The 17743-nt window shown below is 37.8% G+C and carries 22 protein-coding genes; 18 read left to right on the top strand and 4 right to left on the bottom strand.

The genetic code is table 11. From position 1 onward, the window contains the following. Positions 1-106 precede the first annotated feature (106 nt). The 14 genes from rpsE to mnmD all read left to right on the top strand — a co-directional run bounded on the left by rpsE (position 107) and on the right by mnmD (position 9966). Positions 107-625: a 30S ribosomal protein S5 gene (gene rpsE, locus QM524_RS18890; protein WP_095160740.1), complete on the top strand. Its 519-nt coding sequence runs from the start codon at positions 107-109 to the stop codon at positions 623-625. Positions 626-698: 73 nt separating this feature from the next. Continuing rightward, on the top strand, positions 699-878 hold the full coding sequence (gene rpmD / locus QM524_RS18885) for a 50S ribosomal protein L30 (RefSeq protein WP_095160739.1): 180 nt from the start codon (positions 699-701) through the stop codon (positions 876-878). Between the two features lie 76 nt (positions 879-954). After that, on the top strand, positions 955-1401 hold the full coding sequence (gene rplO, locus QM524_RS18880; protein WP_283345766.1) for a 50S ribosomal protein L15: 447 nt from the start codon (positions 955-957) through the stop codon (positions 1399-1401). A 134-nt stretch (positions 1402-1535) separates the two neighbouring features. After that, entirely contained in the window at positions 1536-2855 is a 1320-nt protein-coding gene (secY, locus tag QM524_RS18875; protein ID WP_095160737.1) for a preprotein translocase subunit SecY, read from the top strand. 6 nt (positions 2856-2861) lie between these two features. Further along, the gene (map, locus tag QM524_RS18870) at positions 2862-3668 is read left to right on the top strand and encodes a type I methionyl aminopeptidase (RefSeq protein ID WP_095160736.1); all 807 of its coding nucleotides are present in this window, start codon (positions 2862-2864) and stop codon (positions 3666-3668) included. Positions 3669-3753: 85 nt separating this feature from the next. After that, positions 3754-3972, top strand: a complete 219-nt coding sequence (gene infA / locus QM524_RS18865; protein ID WP_095160735.1) for a translation initiation factor IF-1 — start codon at positions 3754-3756, stop codon at positions 3970-3972. A 90-nt stretch (positions 3973-4062) separates the two neighbouring features. Then, complete coding sequence (gene rpmJ / locus QM524_RS18860; RefSeq protein WP_044172008.1) at positions 4063-4179, top strand: 50S ribosomal protein L36; 117 nt, start codon at positions 4063-4065, stop codon at positions 4177-4179. 73 nt (positions 4180-4252) lie between these two features. Beyond that, positions 4253-4630, top strand: a complete 378-nt coding sequence (gene rpsM / locus QM524_RS18855; protein WP_095160734.1) for a 30S ribosomal protein S13 — start codon at positions 4253-4255, stop codon at positions 4628-4630. An 87-nt stretch (positions 4631-4717) separates the two neighbouring features. After that, positions 4718-5113, top strand: a complete 396-nt coding sequence (gene rpsK / locus QM524_RS18850; protein ID WP_095160733.1) for a 30S ribosomal protein S11 — start codon at positions 4718-4720, stop codon at positions 5111-5113. Between the two features lie 143 nt (positions 5114-5256). Further along, positions 5257-5862, top strand: coding sequence for a 30S ribosomal protein S4 (gene rpsD, locus QM524_RS18845; protein WP_095160732.1), 606 nt, complete (start codon positions 5257-5259; stop codon positions 5860-5862). Between the two features lie 299 nt (positions 5863-6161). After that, a complete protein-coding gene (locus QM524_RS18840; RefSeq protein WP_095160731.1) occupies positions 6162-7151 on the top strand; it encodes a DNA-directed RNA polymerase subunit alpha in 990 nt (329 codons plus the stop codon). Positions 7152-7296: 145 nt separating this feature from the next. Next, complete coding sequence (gene rplQ / locus QM524_RS18835; protein ID WP_095160730.1) at positions 7297-7815, top strand: 50S ribosomal protein L17; 519 nt, start codon at positions 7297-7299, stop codon at positions 7813-7815. A 237-nt stretch (positions 7816-8052) separates the two neighbouring features. After that, positions 8053-9150 (top strand): glutamine-hydrolyzing carbamoyl-phosphate synthase small subunit, encoded by a 1098-nt coding sequence (carA, locus tag QM524_RS18830; protein ID WP_283345765.1) that lies wholly within the window; start codon positions 8053-8055, stop codon positions 9148-9150. Positions 9151-9312: 162 nt separating this feature from the next. Then, positions 9313-9966 carry a tRNA (5-methylaminomethyl-2-thiouridine)(34)-methyltransferase MnmD gene (gene mnmD, locus QM524_RS18825; RefSeq protein ID WP_283345764.1) on the top strand — a complete coding sequence of 218 codons (654 nt, stop codon included), beginning with the start codon at positions 9313-9315 and terminating at the stop codon, positions 9964-9966. 32 nt (positions 9967-9998) lie between these two features. On the opposite strand, the gene QM524_RS18820 is transcribed toward mnmD, so the two are convergent. The 3 genes from QM524_RS18820 to QM524_RS18810 form a co-directional block, all read right to left on the bottom strand. Next, positions 9999-11417: a TonB-dependent receptor gene (locus QM524_RS18820; protein WP_283345763.1), complete on the bottom strand. Its 1419-nt coding sequence runs from the start codon at positions 11415-11417 to the stop codon at positions 9999-10001. A 220-nt stretch (positions 11418-11637) separates the two neighbouring features. After that, positions 11638-12486, bottom strand: a complete 849-nt coding sequence (locus QM524_RS18815) for an acetate and sugar kinases/Hsc70/actin family protein (protein WP_095160728.1) — start codon at positions 12484-12486, stop codon at positions 11638-11640. Positions 12487-12565: 79 nt separating this feature from the next. After that, positions 12566-12796 (bottom strand): cytochrome b5 domain-containing protein, encoded by a 231-nt coding sequence (locus QM524_RS18810; RefSeq protein WP_283345762.1) that lies wholly within the window; start codon positions 12794-12796, stop codon positions 12566-12568. A gap of 107 nt (positions 12797-12903) precedes the next feature. Between QM524_RS18810 and QM524_RS18805 the strand changes: the two genes are divergently transcribed. From QM524_RS18805 to QM524_RS18795, 3 genes are all read left to right on the top strand, one after another. After that, positions 12904-13368 carry a hypothetical protein gene (locus tag QM524_RS18805; protein ID WP_283345761.1) on the top strand — a complete coding sequence of 155 codons (465 nt, stop codon included), beginning with the start codon at positions 12904-12906 and terminating at the stop codon, positions 13366-13368. 105 nt (positions 13369-13473) lie between these two features. Then, the gene (thiL, locus tag QM524_RS18800; RefSeq protein ID WP_283345760.1) at positions 13474-14499 is read left to right on the top strand and encodes a thiamine-phosphate kinase; all 1026 of its coding nucleotides are present in this window, start codon (positions 13474-13476) and stop codon (positions 14497-14499) included. Positions 14500-14540: 41 nt separating this feature from the next. Further along, positions 14541-15146 (top strand): hypothetical protein, encoded by a 606-nt coding sequence (locus QM524_RS18795; RefSeq protein WP_095160724.1) that lies wholly within the window; start codon positions 14541-14543, stop codon positions 15144-15146. Between the two features lie 62 nt (positions 15147-15208). Here QM524_RS18795 and QM524_RS18790 read toward each other — a convergent pair whose 3' ends face one another. Continuing rightward, positions 15209-15922 (bottom strand): thioredoxin domain-containing protein, encoded by a 714-nt coding sequence (locus tag QM524_RS18790; protein WP_166578230.1) that lies wholly within the window; start codon positions 15920-15922, stop codon positions 15209-15211. A gap of 214 nt (positions 15923-16136) precedes the next feature. Between QM524_RS18790 and eno the strand changes: the two genes are divergently transcribed. After that, complete coding sequence (eno, locus tag QM524_RS18785) at positions 16137-17414, top strand: phosphopyruvate hydratase (RefSeq protein WP_095160807.1); 1278 nt, start codon at positions 16137-16139, stop codon at positions 17412-17414. Positions 17415-17743 lie beyond the last annotated feature (329 nt).

Below are 17743 nucleotides of genomic sequence, written 5' to 3'. Positions count from 1 at the left end.
TTTGAATTTGTGCAATGCGGATATCCGCCGTTCCAAAATGAAAGTTTTTGATGTTAAAGCACAGATTTCAAATTTTCAAATTCAACAATTTTCAAATTAGAAAAAAATGTCGCAATTAATATCAAAACCTATCAAGGTTAACGAAGGCGAACTAAAAGAAAGAGTTGTTGCTATCAACCGCGTAGCGAAAGTAGTAAAAGGTGGACGTCGTTTCAGCTTCTCTGCGATCGTAGTTGTTGGTGATGGCAAAGGTGTAGTTGGCTTCGGTTTGGGTAAAGCAAACGAAGTAACTGACGCTATCTCTAAAGGTATCGAAGACGCTAAGAAAAACTTATTCCAAGTTGCTCTTTTGAAAGCAACTGTACCTCACGAACAAATCGGTAAGTTCTCAGGAGGTTTCGTATTGTTGAAGCCAGCAGCTCCAGGTACTGGGGTAATTGCAGGTGGTGCGATGCGTGCCGTATTAGAAGCTGCAGGTGTTCATGACGTATTGGCTAAATCAAAAGGTTCTTCAAACCCACACAACGTGGTTAAAGCAACAGTTGATGCGCTAGTTAAAATGAGAAACCCTCATACAGTAGCCTTCCAAAGAGGAGTATCTTTAGCAAAAGTATTTAACGGATAATTTATTTTAGTTGATGCTATAGGGTTTGTCGTATCACTTCAAGCCCTATACTGAGACTCCAAAATATAAGACCATGTCAAAGGTAAAAATTACTCAAGTTAAGAGTACAATCAAACGTCCAGAAGTTCAAAAACGTACTATTCAAGCTTTAGGTTTGGGCAAATTGAACAAAAGCGTAGAGAAAGATTTGAACCCAGCTATCGCAGGTATGATTCGTGCGGTTCAACACTTGATTGTAGTTGAAAATCTTTAATCTAAACCACTAGGTTTGATTAAGCGAGTCATCTCACGGTGAGATGGCGTTTAGCAATTATTTAATTTCAAAAAAAATGAATTTATCGTCATTAAAGCCCGCAGTGGGCTCTACTAAGGTAAGAAAAAGAGTTGGTCGTGGTGCAGGTTCTGGTTTAGGTGGTACTTCTGCTCGTGGTCACAAAGGTGCTCAATCACGTTCAGGTTACTCTCGTAAATCTGGTTTTGAAGGTGGTCAAATGCCTCTTCAACGTCGTATTCCTAAATTCGGCTTTAAAAATATTAACCGTGTTGAATACAAAGCAATCAACTTGGATACACTTCAAGCTTTGGTTGACACTACTGGTGTAACTGTAATCACTCACGATGTATTGTACCAAAATGGTTTGGTTTCTAAAAATGACTTGGTGAAAATCTTGTCACGTGGCGAAATCAAGTCTACTGTAGAGGTACAGGTTAAAGGTTTCTCTGCTTCTGCTAAAGCTGCTATTGAAGCTGCAGGAGGTAAGGCAGTTGTAGCTTAATTTTCAATTGAAAAATCGATAGACAACAGAAATAATTGAGTAATCATTGTAAAATCTGGCAACGGATTTGTAAATAACGAAAAAGTTGAACATCTTTCGAGTTATATTCTATAACGATTACTTAAACAGATAGCATGAACAAGTTTATTAGCACTATCAAAAACATTATCTCAATAGAGGAGTTAAGAACTCGTATTCTTAACACCCTGTTGTTTATCACCTTTTTTCGCCTTGGATCTTACGTTGTTTTACCAGGTGTAGATGCCACGAAGTTAGCGCAGAAGGGTGAAGGCGGTTTATTAGGTTTGTTGAATATGTTCTCAGGTGGAGCGTTTAATAACGCCTCTATTTTTGCCTTAGGCATCATGCCATATATCTCTGCTTCTATTGCAATCCAACTTCTTACAATTGCATTGCCATATTTCCAAAAGATGCAGAAGGATGGTGAGTCTGGTCGCAAAAAGTTAAACCAAATCACTCGTGTTCTAACAATTTTTGTGACAGCTGCACAAGCCTTTACATATTTGCAAGTAACTATCCCTGCTGAAGCTATTCTAGTTTCTCCTTGGTCATTCCGTTTGTACTCAGTAATCATCTTGGTTGCTGGAACTATGTTCTGTATGTGGCTTGGTGAGAAAATCACTGACAAAGGTATTGGTAACGGTATTTCAATGCTTATTATGATTGGTATTGTATCTCGTTTTCCAGCTTCTTTATTAGGTGAAGCTCAATCAAGAGGTATGTCTGGTGCTTTATTATTCATTATCGAGGTTGTAGCCTTGTTTTTTGTAGTAATGGGCGCTGTGATGGTAACTCAAGCTGTACGTCGTATCCCAGTACAATACGCGAAGCAAGTGGTAGGAAATAGAGTTTCAATGAGTGGCGAACGTCAGTATATTCCTCTTAAGTTGAATGCTGCTGGTGTAATGCCTATCATTTTTGCTCAAGCATTGATGTTTGTACCTGGTCTTGTTGCTCAATCATTAGCTGATAAGAGCGAAGTAGCTCAATCAATCGCTCAAGCGTTTGGTGACTTTACTACTTGGCAGTACAATTTGTTATTTGCATTTTTAATTATTGTATTTACATTCTTTTACACTGCTATTTCTATCAACCCAACACAAATTTCAGATGATATGAAACGTGGTGGTGGTTTTGTTCCGGGTGTTAAACCAGGAGAAGCTACTTCAACTTTCATTGCTGATATTCTTGATAGAATTACGCTTCCTGGTGCATTTATGTTGGCAATCATTGCGATTTTACCAGCAGTTGCTAGCATCTTCGGAATCACTCGTGGTTTTGCTTCTTTCTTCGGAGGTACTTCTCTTTTGATTTTGGTTGGTGTTGTGCTTGATACTCTTCAACAAATTGAAAGTTACCTTTTGATGCGTAAATATGAAGGGTTGATGCAGTCGGGTCGTGTAAAAGGTAGAACTGAAGCAATCGCTCAGTAATATCAGATGATTTATTTAAAAACATCTTCAGAGTTAGAAATTATCCGTACTAACGGTGTAATTCTGGGGAAAACTCACGCTGAGGTAGCAAAGGTTATTAAACCTGGTATTACTACTAAAGAACTCGATAAAGTAGCCTATGAATACATTAAAGATAATGAAGCTCATCCTTCGTTTCTTAATTATAATGTAGGTGGTCATAAATACCCTGCATCTTTGTGCATTTCGGTTAATGACGTTGTCGTGCATGGGATTCCTAATAATTACGAACTAAAGGATGGAGACATTATTTCGATTGATTGCGGAGTTTATAAGAATGGCTTTCACGCAGACAGTGCATATACTTATGCAGTAGGCAATGTCAAAGAAGAAACGCTTCAACTCTTACGTGTCACTAAAGAATCGTTATACTTAGGTATTTCACAAGCTGTAGCTGGCAAAAGAATTGGGGATATTGGATTTGCTATTCAGTCATATTGCGAGAAAGCAGGATTTACAGTTGTGCGAGAACTTGTTGGCCATGGTGTAGGTAAATCACTTCATGAAGGCCCAGAAGTAGCCAACTACGGAAGAAGAGGCGATGGTCCCAAGCTTAAAGAAGGAATGGTGATTGCAATTGAACCCATGATTAATCTAGGAAAGAGAGCAATTCATCAAGAAAACGATTATTGGACTATAAGAACTCAAGATCGTAAGCCTTCAGCACATTTTGAACATACAGTTGCTGTGAGCAAAGACCAAGCAAGTATATTAACGACCTTTGAGTACATCGAAGATGTTTTGAAAAGTAACGAATATTTAGCTGAAATCTAAAAAACTCTTTGAAAGTAGTTGTTAATCGTTGACTCGTACAAATTCATTTATCACGCGAATTACGACTAACAAATAAAACAAATTTATGGCAAAACAATCATCCATTGAAGTCGATGGTATAATCATTGAAGCACTTTCTAACGCTATGTTTAGAGTAGAGCTTGAGAATACCCATCAAGTGATTGCCCATATTTCTGGTAAAATGAGAATGAATTACATTAAAATTTTACCAGGAGATAAGGTGAAACTAGAAATGTCACCTTACGACTTGTCAAAAGCAAGAATCGTGTATCGTTACAAATAAAAAGACAGTTGTTAGTTAGCTGGGCAGTTTGCAAAAGCTAATACTTTGGCACTGTCAGAATGAATTGACAACTTATAAGACAATACTACAATGAAAGTTAAAGCGTCTATCAAAAAGCGTAGTGCTGAATGTAAAGTAATCCGTCGTAACGGTAAACTTTACGTTATTAACAAAAAAAATCCAAAGTTCAAACAAAGACAAGGGTAATACTATTTGAGGCAGTAGTTGCGAAATTACTTTCCTTAAATTCCCTAAAAAACTAAAAAAGCTTTAGAACAATATGGCTCGTATTGCAGGGGTTGATATTCCCGATAAAAAAAGAGGCGAAATCGCTTTGACCTATATCTTCGGTATCGGTCGTAGCACTGCTCAGAAAATTTTAGCTCAAGCTGGTATTTCTTTAGACAAGAAAGCTGGTGAGTGGAACGATGAGGAAGCTAGTGCCATCCGTAACATCATCGCAGCTGAATTCAAAACAGAAGGTCAACTTCGTTCTGAAATCCAGTTGAACATCAAACGTTTGATGGACATTGGTTGTTACCGTGGTCTTCGTCACCGTAAAGGTCTTCCTTTGCGTGGTCAAAGAACTAAGAATAACTCTCGTACTCGTAAGGGTAAACGTAAGACAGTTGCTAACAAGAAAAAAGCTACTAAGTAATAATTAATATAATGTAGCAGGATGTACCTAAGATTCAATTTAGTTTGAAAAACTCGGTATAGCGCATTATTAACCAAATCTCTTAAAATGGCACAAGCTAAAAGAAAAGATAAAGCAAAAAAGAGAGTTGTGATTGTAGAGGCAGTAGGCCAAGTACACATCAAAGCTTCTTTTAACAATATCATTATCTCTATCACAAATAGCCAAGGACAAGTTATCTCTTGGGCTTCAGCTGGTAAAATGGGCTTCAAAGGCTCTAAGAAAAACACTCCATACGCTGCTCAAACTGCGGCTAGCAACTGTGCTGCTGTAGCTGTTGAAGCTGGTATGAAAAAAGCTGAAGTTTTTGTTAAAGGTCCTGGTGCTGGTCGTGAATCAGCTATCAGAACTGTAGCAAATGCTGGTATTGAAGTTCTTTCTATCAAGGATATTACTCCACTACCTCACAACGGTTGTCGTCCTCCAAAACGTCGTAGAGTATAGTTTGAAGTCGTTACGTTTTGTAACACTTTTAAAAAAGCATTGCGAAGGGTAATTAGTAATTATTACCCTTCGTTTTCATGTTTCTAATAACTTAATTACTTCATTGAGCAAAAGAGGCTCATTGACTCAATTTCCTAATAAAAATGGCAAGATACACAGGTCCAAAATCAAAAATTGCTCGTCGTTTCGGTGAGCCAATCTTAGGTCCAAGCAAAGCGTTATCACGCAAGAACTACGGTCCAGGTCAACATGGAAAAGGAAAACGTGCTAAGCAATCAGAATATGCTTTGCAGTTGAAAGAAAAACAAAAAGTGAAATACACTTATGGTATTCTTGAAAAACAATTCGAAAATCTTTTCCACAAAGCTGCCGTAAGAGAAGGTATCAAAGGTGAAAACCTTTTGAAACTTTGTGAAGCACGTCTTGACAATACAGTTTACCGTTTAGGTATTGCTCCAACTCGTCGTGCTGCACGTCAGTTGGTTATCCACAAGCACATCCTTGTTGACGGAGAAATTGTTAACATCCCATCATATTCATTAAAGCCAGGACAATTAGTTGGTGTTCGTGAAAAATCGAAGTCATTAGAAGTTATCACTAACTCTCTTGCTGGAAGAGCAGTTAAGCGTTTTAACTGGTTGGAGTGGGAAGCATCTACTTTAACTGGTAAATTCCTTTCTTACCCAGAGAGAAGTGACATTCCTGAAAACTTCAACGAGCAGGCAATCGTCGAGCTTTACTCGAAGTAATCGTAGCTTTAACAAAACTATTTATCTACTTGTTTTGTTAGTTGTAAATACGAAAAACTTTGTTAGCTATAAAATATCGAATATCAATTTACTTGGTATTCGATATTTTATAAAACGGAGTAGAGTAATTTAAGTTATGATTCTTGCTTTGAAAATTGTATTATAATAAAAAAAAACAATTTTGTCAAGATTTTTTTCAAAAAATACTCCACAAATTCCTAAAACTCACGAAGTTATTTAGTATATTACGCTCGGTTACTCTATTCTTATAAAATCTAAGATAAATTAAGCTACGAAATATGTCAATATTAGCATTCCAAATGCCCGACAAAGTCGTTATGGAGAAAGCTGACGACTTTCACGGGTTATTTGAGTTTAAGCCTCTCGAAAAAGGCTATGGCGTTACAATCGGTAACGCACTTCGTAGAATCTTGTTGTCTTCACTTGAAGGCTACGCTATTACTAGCGTGAAAGTAGGTGGAGTATTGCACGAGTTCTCTGCTATTGAGGGTGTTATTGAGGATATGACTGAGATTATCTTGAACTTGAAAAAAGTTCGTTTTAAGAAAACTCAGGAAATTCTTGAAAACAAAATCAATGTAAGAGTAAAGGGCCAGACTACGTTGACTGCTGGAGACATTAACAAATTTACAAACTATTTCGAAATCCTTAATCCAGATTTAGTTATCTGTAATTTGGATGAATCGAAAGAGTTTGAAATGGAGATAATCGTTGAAAAAGGTCGTGGTTATGTTCCTGCTGACGAGCCTCGTAATGTAGAGCCTCCATTTGGTCATATCCCAATCGATGCTATCTACACTCCAATTAAAAACGTGAAGTTTAGTGTAGAAAACACACGTGTAGAACAAAAAACTGACTACGAAAAGTTAATCTTGGATATCGAAACTGATGGTTCGATTCACCCAGAGGATGCTTTGAAAGGTGCAGCGTATATATTGATTCAGCATTTCATGTTGTTCTCTGACCAAACAATGACATTCGAAGCTATGAAGGCTGAAGATGAAAATGTAGTGGACGAAGAAATGCTTCACATGAGAAAACTGTTGAAGACACCATTGGCAGATCTTGATTTGTCAGTTCGTGCTTACAACTGTTTGAAATCAGCAGACGTTAGAACTTTAGGCGATTTAGTTAAATTGGAAATTTCTGATATGATGAAATTCCGCAACTTCGGTAAGAAGTCTTTGACTGAATTGGAACAATTAGTAGAAGAAAAAGGTCTTCACTTCGGTATGGACGTAGCTCGCTACCGTTTGGATGAGGATTAATAATAGGAAATGCAAAGTTATACTTGGTAAGTAATTGCACATTATATAACTTTGCACTCCAATTTTAACTAGTAGTAATAGGTGGATACCTTGAGGGCTATCTAACCGCAGCGAAATTCGATTTCGCTTTCAACTTACGAACACAATGAGACACGGAAAAAAATTCAACCACTTAGGCAGAACTGCCTCTCACAGAGCCGCTTTGTTATCAAACATGGCTTCTTCTTTGATTCTTCACAAAAGAATTCAAACTACTGTTGCAAAAGCTAAAGAATTAAGAAAGTATGTTGAGCCTTTGATCACAAAATCAAAGACTGACGATACTAACAGCCGTCGCGTTGTATTCTCTTACTTGCAAAGTAAAGAAGCTGTTAAAGAACTTTTCGGAACTATCTCTGAGAAAGTTGCTAACCGCCCAGGTGGATACACAAGAATTATCAAGTTAGGAAATCGTCTTGGTGACAACGCTGATATTTGCTTAATTGAGTTAGTTGATTTCAACGAAACTTTATTAGCTGCTGTTACTGAGAAAGCTACTAAAACTCGTCGTAGCCGTCGTTCGACTAAGAAAGCTGATGCACCTGCTGCAGAAGTTGTTGCTGAAACTCCAGCTGTTGAAGAAGCTCCTGAAGCTCCAGCTGCTGAAGAAAAATCAGAAGAATAGTCATGATGTAGTCCTGACATAAAAGCCTCAATCTTTTTTGATTGAGGCTTTTTTTTGCGCCCTCTGATGAGCAGTTCTACTCAAACTTTTAATAATTCTAAATTTCAATGGGAAAATGATAAATCTCATTTTTCAAATTTGAAATTGTCATGATGTACAAGGAGTTGATTACAAAATCTCTTCATTTTTATTCATTTTCGCTTAACTTTGCATAATTTTTTAACCAAAGAGCAACCAATGAAAGTAACACAAAGCCAACCAGCGATTTTGTTGTTGGAAGACGGCACAGTTTTTAGAGGCAATGCCCTCGGAAAAATCGGGACTAGTGGCGGCGAAATCTGCTTCAATACGGGGATGACTGGGTATCAAGAAATTTATACCGACCCTTCGTACTTTGGACAGGTAATTGTAAACACAACCTCTCACATAGGCAACTATGGTGTAGTCAATGAGCTTGAAGAAGAATCAGCTTCAGTGAAGATTGCAGGGATGGTTTGTAATGAGTTTTCGCCAATTCACTCACGTAAGACTGCTGATGGGTCTTTGCAGGAGTATTTTGAAAAGGCGGGTATCGTAGGTATTTCGGGCATTGACACTCGTCAAATTGTAAGACATATCCGCGAAAAAGGTGTAATGAACTGTATCATTTCATCTGAGATTTTGGAAGTTGAAGCCCTAAAGGCTGAACTTGCTAAAGTTCCTCCAATGGAAGGCCTAGAGTTGTCTTCTCAAGTGTGTACTCAAGAACCTTATTTCTTAGGCGAAGAAAGCGCAGAGAAAAAGGTAGCTGTTCTTGACCTTGGTGTAAAGAAAAGTATTTTGTCTAACTTGACAGACAGAGGTTGTTATTTGAAAGTATTCCCTGCAAAAACTAGCTTTGCTGAAATGGAAGCATGGGCTCCAGATGGGTACTTTATCTCAAATGGTCCTGGTGACCCAGCAGTAATGCCTTATGCTGTAGCAACAGTAAAAGAAATTGTAGAGAACGAAAAACCAACTTTTGGGATCTGTTTAGGACACCAAATTTTAGCTCAAGCATCTGGTTTGTCTACTTATAAAATGAAAAATGGACACCGTGGCTTAAACCACCCTGTAAAGAACTTGATTACAGGTTTGTCGGAAATTACTTCTCAAAACCACGGTTTTGCAGTTAAAATGGAAGAATTAGAGGCTAATCCATCAGTTGAATTGACTCATATCAACCTTAATGATAAAACAGTTGAAGGTTTGCGTCGTGTTGATAAACCAGCATTTTCGGTACAACACCACCCTGAAGCTTCTCCTGGCCCACACGATTCAAGATACTTATTTGATTCTTTTGTGGAAATGTTATAAAATTGTAAGCGGTTCGAATTTCGAACCGCTTTTTTTATAAAGTAGCTGGAGTGATATTCAACATTCTGGCTATATCCTAGTTTATTCTTATCAAAGGCTAGTTTTGCCAATCATTGAGTAAATGACAAAATAATAGATACAAGTACATTCTATTTGCAAATTATGATAGAGTTAATACTTACCAAAGATGGTTCGCATACGTTATACAACTCCGAGCTTGGAGTTTGGCATCACTCTGTAAATGGGGCACTGCAAGAGTCTATTCGAATTTATATTGAGCTAGGTTTATGGTCAAAAGCTCAAGCAGGTAAAGAAATAAGAATCTTTGAAATGGGATTTGGCACTGGCCTGAATACGCTGCTCACATTCATTGAGGCACAAAAGAATGATTATCAAATCAATTATACCACAATAGAAGCATTTCCATTACAGTCAGAAAAGTATAGGGCATTGAACTACGATTCTCTATTGGGCTCAAATGTATTGCAACCATTGCATGAGCTTGCTTGGAATCAGCAGCATGAGGTAACAAAAAACTTTTCTTTAACAAAAGTTCAGGAGGATTTGCTAGTGTATCAATTTACACAGAAAATGGATTTAGTGTATTTCGACGCTTATTCACCCAATACGCAGCCTGAGTTGTGGACAGAAGAGGTTTTTCGGAAAATTTATGAATCCATGAATGAAGAGGGAGTTTTGACGACTTATTGCTCAAAAACGGTCGTAAGAAAGGCATTGATAGCTTCTGGATTTATTGTAGAGAAACATCCAGGACCACGTGGCAAAAGAGAGGTCTTAAAAGCTATTAAAATATAAGAGCGAGCTACCTAGGTAGCTCGCTCTTATGATTATACTAATTGACAAGGAAAGCCAAATAAACAGTTTTCTTTAATCATTTTTGCAACACTTTTAGGAACATAATCTTCCCAACCACTTTCACCCGATTGAATCATTTTTAGAATGCTATCGGTGTGAATGCTCAATAGGTTTTTATCGTAATTCAACACATCTTCAAACTTATCATTGTCGAGCATGTATTGAAATAGTCCTCTTAAATGAGCAGGTGGGCTAAATTCTCTAGAGGTAACCACATTTCCATCTGTGTCTGCTGTTGGATATAGATATAGCTTGATTTTAGGACCAAAGAGCGTTGCGAAAGCCGCTAAAATACCTCCTGTTAGATTTTGATAGTGTTTTTCTTCAAAGATATAAGCAAGGTTTGGCATACCCATAATCAACGCCATGCGTTTTTGAGTGAATCTATTGAGATATGATATTAGCTTGTAATACTCATGGAAATTAGAAATCAATACAGTTTGTCCAAGAGAACATAAAATATCTACACGATCGAGGAAGTCTTTTTCATTAATTTCTTCATCGCCACTTTGTAAGCTTCGTAAAGTAAGCTCTGAAAGTACCACCACTTTATCATCGTCAACGTCAGGCTCATTTTCGAACTGCATTTGACCTTTTTTCAACATATCTACAAATACATTGGTTACAGGACGGAAGCGTCCTCTAACTGCTAAAATATGTTTTTTGTAGAATGCCTCAGAAGGGTTCATTACGTTTCCATCTGGGCCAAATAAAGCCGCATTGGTAAAACCTTTCTTTACAAGATACAGAGACATCAAACGGTTATCAACCTCAGCAAAGTCAGGACCCGCAAAACGAATCATGTCAATCTCGATACGGTCAGTATGCAGGTCGTCCATCAACGACTGTAAAAGGATTTCGGGTTGCTCATGGTAAAAGAAGCATCCATATATCAAATTGACTCCAATAACGCCCAAAGCCTGTTGTTGAAGGATATTATCATTATCCTTCATTCGTACGTGAATAATCACATCGTTGGGTTCAGAATCAGGACGAAGCTGAAAACGTAGACCAATCCAGCCGTGAGGATCATTGGTTTTTTGATAATTCAATGCTGCTACTGTGTCAGCAAAGGCAAAGAACATTTTTTCTGAAGCACTTTCCGTAAGACGAACATTGAGGAGTTTGTACTCACGATTGAGCATCTTCACCAAGCGCGGTTCACACACATATCTACCTGAAGGCTCTTCGCCATAAATAGCATCCGAAAATGCCATGTCGTAAGCCGAAATAGTTTTGGCAATCGTACCAGAGGCACCACCAGCTTTAAAAAAGTTGGCTGCCACATCTTGACCAGCTCCAATCTCAGCAAAAGAACCGTAAATGCGACGGTCTAAGTTGATACGTAGAGCCTTTTGTTTTGTGCCTAAATTTTTATCGTAAGTAATCATTAACAGTTGATAGTTTGCGGTGACTGGTTGTATAAAGATAACCTAAATTCTCTACTAATTTATATAAATAACCCTACTTTTAAACTGTTTTCTTGAAAAGATACAATTTTAATTTAAAAAATCTTTAGAAAGTCAAAACTGAATTAAAATCCAAATAGAATTCAATAAACTGGGTCAATTTTGTATAGGAATTGTCATATTTAAACAACATAACTCCTTCTTAATTAGTTTGTTGGTGATATAAGGTAAGTCCTGCAATGGGTGTTTCGGCAATAATCCCGACGGTACATTCCTTACTAGCAGCTACTTGGCGTAGAATATCAGAGTAGTAAAAGGCTACAGAGCCTGTAAAATGAATTTTGTATTGACTAACCTCTGGATATTTGAGTAGGTATTTTTCAAAGAAATCTGTAAATGCGTCAAACAACAAACGATATATAAAAGGATGCTGTCTATTGTCAAATAAAAACTTTGAAAATGAAGCAAAATAGCGATTAGGAAAGGGCTTATGGTAGGCATTATCCAAAATCTCTAGGCGGTCTTTGGCGCCATATCTTTTCTCAAACTTGTCACGCAGGTCCATAGGCAGATCCTTGTGCAGATATGCGAGCACTAATTGTTTGCCCAGATGCCCACCGCTACCTTCATCGCCAAGCCAGAAGCCCAAGGGAGGAACTTGATGGGCAATTTGTTCACCATCGTAGAAACATGAATTAGACCCTGTTCCCAGAATACAGACAATACCACTGTGATGCCCAGCTAACGCTCTTGCTGCTCCCAACATATCGTTATGGACATGAATGCTGTCGCAATCAGGGAAAACACTTTTGAAGGCGTCAATTAAGACCTGAGATTTTTCAGAATTGGTAATGCCAGTGCCGTAATAATAAATTTGTGTTAAAGGTTCTTGAACTTTAGGTAAAAGTTGAAGCTTTAACTCCTCCGCAATAGAGGTACTATCTTGATAATATGGATTGAATCCAATAGTTTTGACTTGCTGAATGCTGGCATCAGATGCCACAAGACGCCAATCTGTTTTGCTAGACCCACTGTCTGCGATTAGAATCATAGTTTTTTAGTTTATTTTGAAGTGAAAATCAACTTCCATACAACCTTTTTTAGTAAAAAATAGTCATAATAGGTACAGACTAAGCTAGTTGACCTACAATGGTAAACTTCTCAAAGACGGAGTCATTATGCGGAGCGTCGGCCAGTTCAGAGGTAAGGTCTTGTCCAGCCCAATGCTCGTAGTGTTTACCATTTTTCCAAAGACGTGATTTGCCAACATCGTAAATAATTCCTTTGTAAGCAATCCAAATTTCTTCACGGTCTTGACCGTTGCGTAAAGCGAGTTGTGATTTGGTAAAGGTTGGTAGCATAGTGCGGTAAATGTCGAAGAATTTTGGGTGCAAAAATTCATTATCTCTTTGTTGAATTCAACTAATTTTATCTATTTTTATCAAAAAAATTAAAATTATTAATGGTTATGAAAAAAATATTGACCCTATTGCCTTTAATTGTATTAATCTCTGGAGTGCTTTTGAGCTGCAAAAGTACAGAGGCTGAACCTACTGTAGAAGCAAAATTAACACGTATTTGGACTGCAAAAGTTGTAAAAGAAGGTTCTGATATTGTTTATGATAAAACGGCTTCAAGTAACAAAATCCCTGGCTATGCCAATTACAAATTAGATCTTACTAGCAAAACAGCTGCTAAATTAACAGAAAAAGACGGCGTGACATTTACAGGAACATGGTCTATTTCAACAGATAACACAACTTTGACTATTTCTGGCTTGACTAGTTCGTCGGGTGTACCTACTGGTACGAATGGTACGTTGACTTACAAAATTGTAGGTACTCCAACTACCTCTGCTGTAACACTTGAAACAGCAACAGCATATATTAAGGCTAGTAATACAATTGCCAATTATCAATTGACTAATCCTTAAATCAAACTCAATACTTGCTATGGAGCCGTTCGACTTGTTTGAACGGCTTTTTTTTTGATATAGTACAAAATTGCTCGGCACTAAAAGACTGATTAACTTTGCAGTATGGAAACAAGAACTGAATTGAGTACAATTGGCGAATTCGGACTAATTAAGAGAATCGCCGAAAAATTTCCGATAGTGCAATCTGGCTCTATCAAAGGTATTGGTGACGACGCCGCTGTAGTAGATACTGAGGGCAAAAAATTATTGATTTCAACAGACTTGTTGATGGAGGGTGTTCATTTTGACTTGGCTTACACTCCTTTACGACATTTGGGTTATAAAGCAGTAGCAGTAAATGTTTCTGATATTGCAGCCATGAATGGAATTCCTAATCAGATAACAGTAAGCTTGGGTTTGAGTAACCGTTTTTCGGTAGAAGCCATTGAAGAATTGTACGAAGGAATCAAAATTGCTTGTGATGAATACAATATCGATTTGATTGGCGGAGATACCTCTTCGTCGAGAGGTGGCTTAGCTATCTCTATTACTGTTCTTGGCACTGCGGATGAGCATCAAATTGTGTACCGTAATACTGCCCAAAAAGGCGATATCGTTTGCGTAACAGGTGACTTAGGTGCAGCGTTCATGGGGCTTCAGGTATTGGAAAGAGAAAAGCAGGTTTTCATGGCAAATCCAGATATGCAACCAGAGTTGAGCGATAAAGATTATGTTGTAGAACGTCAGTTGAAACCAACTGCTCGCATGGATGTGATTCATGAATTGAGAGCTTTGGATGTGATTCCTACAGCAATGATTGATGTATCGGATGGCTTGGCTGCAGAATTGCTCCATATTTGTAAGAATTCGGGCATTGGTGGGGTGATTTTTGAAGATAAAATGCCAATCGATGACCAAACCTATTTGACTGGCACAGAATTGAATTTTAGCCCAATGACAGCAGCTTTGAATGGGGGAGAAGACTACGAATTATTATTTACAGTAAGTCAAGAAGATTATCAGAAAATCGAACAGGTAAGCGAAATTACGCCGATTGGTTATATCACTAACGAAGTAGAAGGTGCGCATATCATGATGAAATCAGGTAGCTTGGTAAAATTAACGTCTCCTGGTTACGAACATTTCTAATAATTTCAACGGACCCTTTGAATATCCAATCATTCCTAGCCATGTTATTGCAGATTAATGTTACAGAATTAGGTTCTTTCTTAAAATACGGTGTGACAGGATTGAGTGCTATTGCATTTATTCTGTCGTATTTTTTGTTATTTAGAGAAAGTAGCCGCCCAAAGCCTAGACCCGAAATCATCAAGACGATTCGCTTGTTTATGTGGGTAACGGTCATACTTGGAGTGGTATCAGGGGTATCTTCTATTTTGAAACCCAATACTTCGGAGGATACAATCGTGGTGTCTAAGCCTAAAAAAACGAGTCCGAAGAAAGCCGTTGCACATAACTCATTGACCTCATCGAGTGACGAATACACGATTGAGATTTTTTACGAAAATCCGAAAAAAGCTTTAGCAGAAGATTTGGCAGATGTTTTGAAAGATAAAACATCCTACGATGTGAAAGTGTCGGCGTTGTCATCTACTAAAAAAAGCTCGCTCAAAATAACAAGCTGTCAGATTCGACATGAGTTGCAAGAATCAAAAATTGCGGGTAAGCTCAAAAGTATTGCCGAAAATGTATTGCAAGATGACGGTGTAGAGTTTAAGTTAAAACAAATAACTTCAAGCTCACCTAATTATGTAAGTATGTTTGTTTGTAAGTAAAAATAAAATAGGGCTGTAAACGGATGGTTTACAGCCCTATTTTATGAGAAATTATCTACTTTTTACAAATATTGCGTAAACAGTTTTTTCAAAGCAGATTCTTCCTGATACCCAATGGCGCGCATTTTTTGTGTACCATCCTTAAAGATTAAAAACGTCGGTATTTCGTCAATATGGTATTTTGTTAGAATAGCACGATTGGCATCAGCATCGACTTTTAGGATTAAAACCTTTCCTTTGTATTCTTCAGAAAGTTTTTCTACAGCTGGCATCATTTTGATACAAGGACCACACCATGGCGCAAAAAAATCCAGAATAACTACCGAATGTTGTGCTAATAGTGTTTCTAGTTCTGCTTCGGTGATCGCTTTTGAGTCTTTGGCAGCACTAGTTCCTTCTACAGGTTTCATTTTGGTCGTCCATTTCAAGTATCCTCCTTGTAAGTCATATACTTGCGAAAAACCGTTTTTGCGAAGCGCTTCTGCAGCTGACGCACTACGCCCACCAGACAGGCAATAAACAAATACAGGTTTGGTTTTGTCGAGCGACTTGATTTTTTCTTGAAAATCTGCACTACGGTAATCAACATTGGTTGCTTTGGGCAGGTGACCGCCACCGTATTCGCCAGCGGTGCGTACATCAATCAATTGTGCTCCAGAAGATTCAGAATATTTTTTTTCAAAATCCTCAACTGACAGAACTTGTGCTTTGGAAAAGTTAAAAAATCCCAAATAAATGATTGAAAATAATATGATTTTGGAAATAATATTTTTCATTTTTTTGTGCATTGGCATTAATAGATTGTGAAACAATTGGAAAAGTACAAGGAATCTTGAAAAAACACTTATTTTTGTGAGAAAATTATTCCTTTTTACTGGGTTGATAGAGGAAATTTTGACGAACTTACAGTCAAATTCATTTAGAGATACATCTCAAGAATCATTTCCCCTAAATTCACAAGTTTTTAACCAAAAACAAAAATTACAAAAGATGAGTGCTATTCAGTATGTTCATGCTAGACAAATCTTGGATTCACGTGGTAATCCAACAGTAGAAGTAGATATTCGCACAGAAGCAGGTGCTTTTGGTCGTGCAGCTGTTCCATCAGGTGCATCTACAGGTATTCACGAAGCTGTTGAGTTACGCGATGAAGATAAATCAGTTTATGTTGGAAAAGGTGTATTGAAAGCCGTAGAAAACGTAAATGAGGCTATTGCTGCGGAAATTCTAGGCATTGAAGTAACAGAGCAAAACCTTATCGACAAATTGATGATTGAACTCGACGGAACTGCTAACAAAGGCAAGTTGGGTGCAAACGCAATCTTGGGTGTATCTTTGGCAGTAGCTAAAGCAGCAGCACAAGAGTCTGGTCTATCTCTTTATCGTTATGTAGGTGGTACAAACGCAAACACTTTGCCAGTACCAATGATGAACATCTTGAACGGTGGTTCACACGCTGATAACTCAATCGACTTCCAAGAGTTTATGGTAATGCCTGCTAAAGCTGAGTCTTTCTCTCACGCTTTGCGTATGGGTACTGAAGTTTTCCACGCTTTGAAAGGTGTATTGAAATCTAAAGGTTATTCTACAAATGTAGGTGACGAAGGTGGTTTTGCTCCAAACATCAAATCAAACGAGGAGGCTATCGAAATCGTATTGCAATCAATCGAAAAAGCAGGTTACAAACCAGGTGAAGAAATCTTCATCGCTATGGATGCTGCTTCTTCTGAATTCTATGACGAAAAAACAGGTCTTTATACATTCAAGAAATCTGATGGCAAGCAATTGAACAACATGGAAATGGCTGCTTACTGGAAAACTTGGGTTGACAAATATCCAATCATCTCTATCGAAGATGGTATGGCTGAAGATGACTGGGCTGGTTGGGCTGAGCAAACTAAATTAATTGGTAGCAAATGTCAATTAGTAGGTGATGACTTATTCGTAACAAACGTTAAGCGTCTTCAAATGGGTATCGAACAAGGTGTTGCTAACGCTGTATTGGTGAAAGTAAACCAAATCGGCTCTTTGACTGAAACTATCGATACAATCAACTTGGCTAAACGTAATTCATACAAAAACATCATGTCTCACCGTTCTGGTGAAACTGAGGATGCTACAATTGCTGACTTGGCGGTAGCATTGAACACAGGTCAAATCAAAACTGGTTCGGCTTCTCGTTCTGACCGTATGGCTAAATACAACCAATTGCTTCGTATCGAGGAAGAATTAGGTGCTAACGCTTACTTCCCTGGTTTGAAATTCTAATTGGAAAAACCATATTTACAAAAAGACTGGCAAAGCAATTTGCTGGTCTTTTTTTTTACCTCAACAAAGTTTGAATCCTTACAGACTCCCGAAGTTTTTTGGGCCGAGTGTGATGGTAGCCTACAAACAAGCGTAATTTCTCTGATTCGGTTTACTGATAGCCAAATAAATATGATAATTTTACATGATTGAATAATCTATATAATCCTATGAAGCTGTTTAAACTTTCTTTTTTTTATTGATTTTGCGTAAGAAAATGACTGAGAATGCCATAAAATGTAACGACATCCAGTTTCTGACTGAGAATTCGAATCTCACTAAAAGAGCTT

Origin of the sequence: Flectobacillus roseus (assembly GCF_030056595.1) — a bacterium.
In the GTDB taxonomy this organism is placed as follows: domain Bacteria; phylum Bacteroidota; class Bacteroidia; order Cytophagales; family Spirosomataceae; genus Flectobacillus; species Flectobacillus roseus.
Note: the sequence above shows the minus strand (reverse complement) of the source record. Positions and strands in the feature narration are given on the sequence as shown.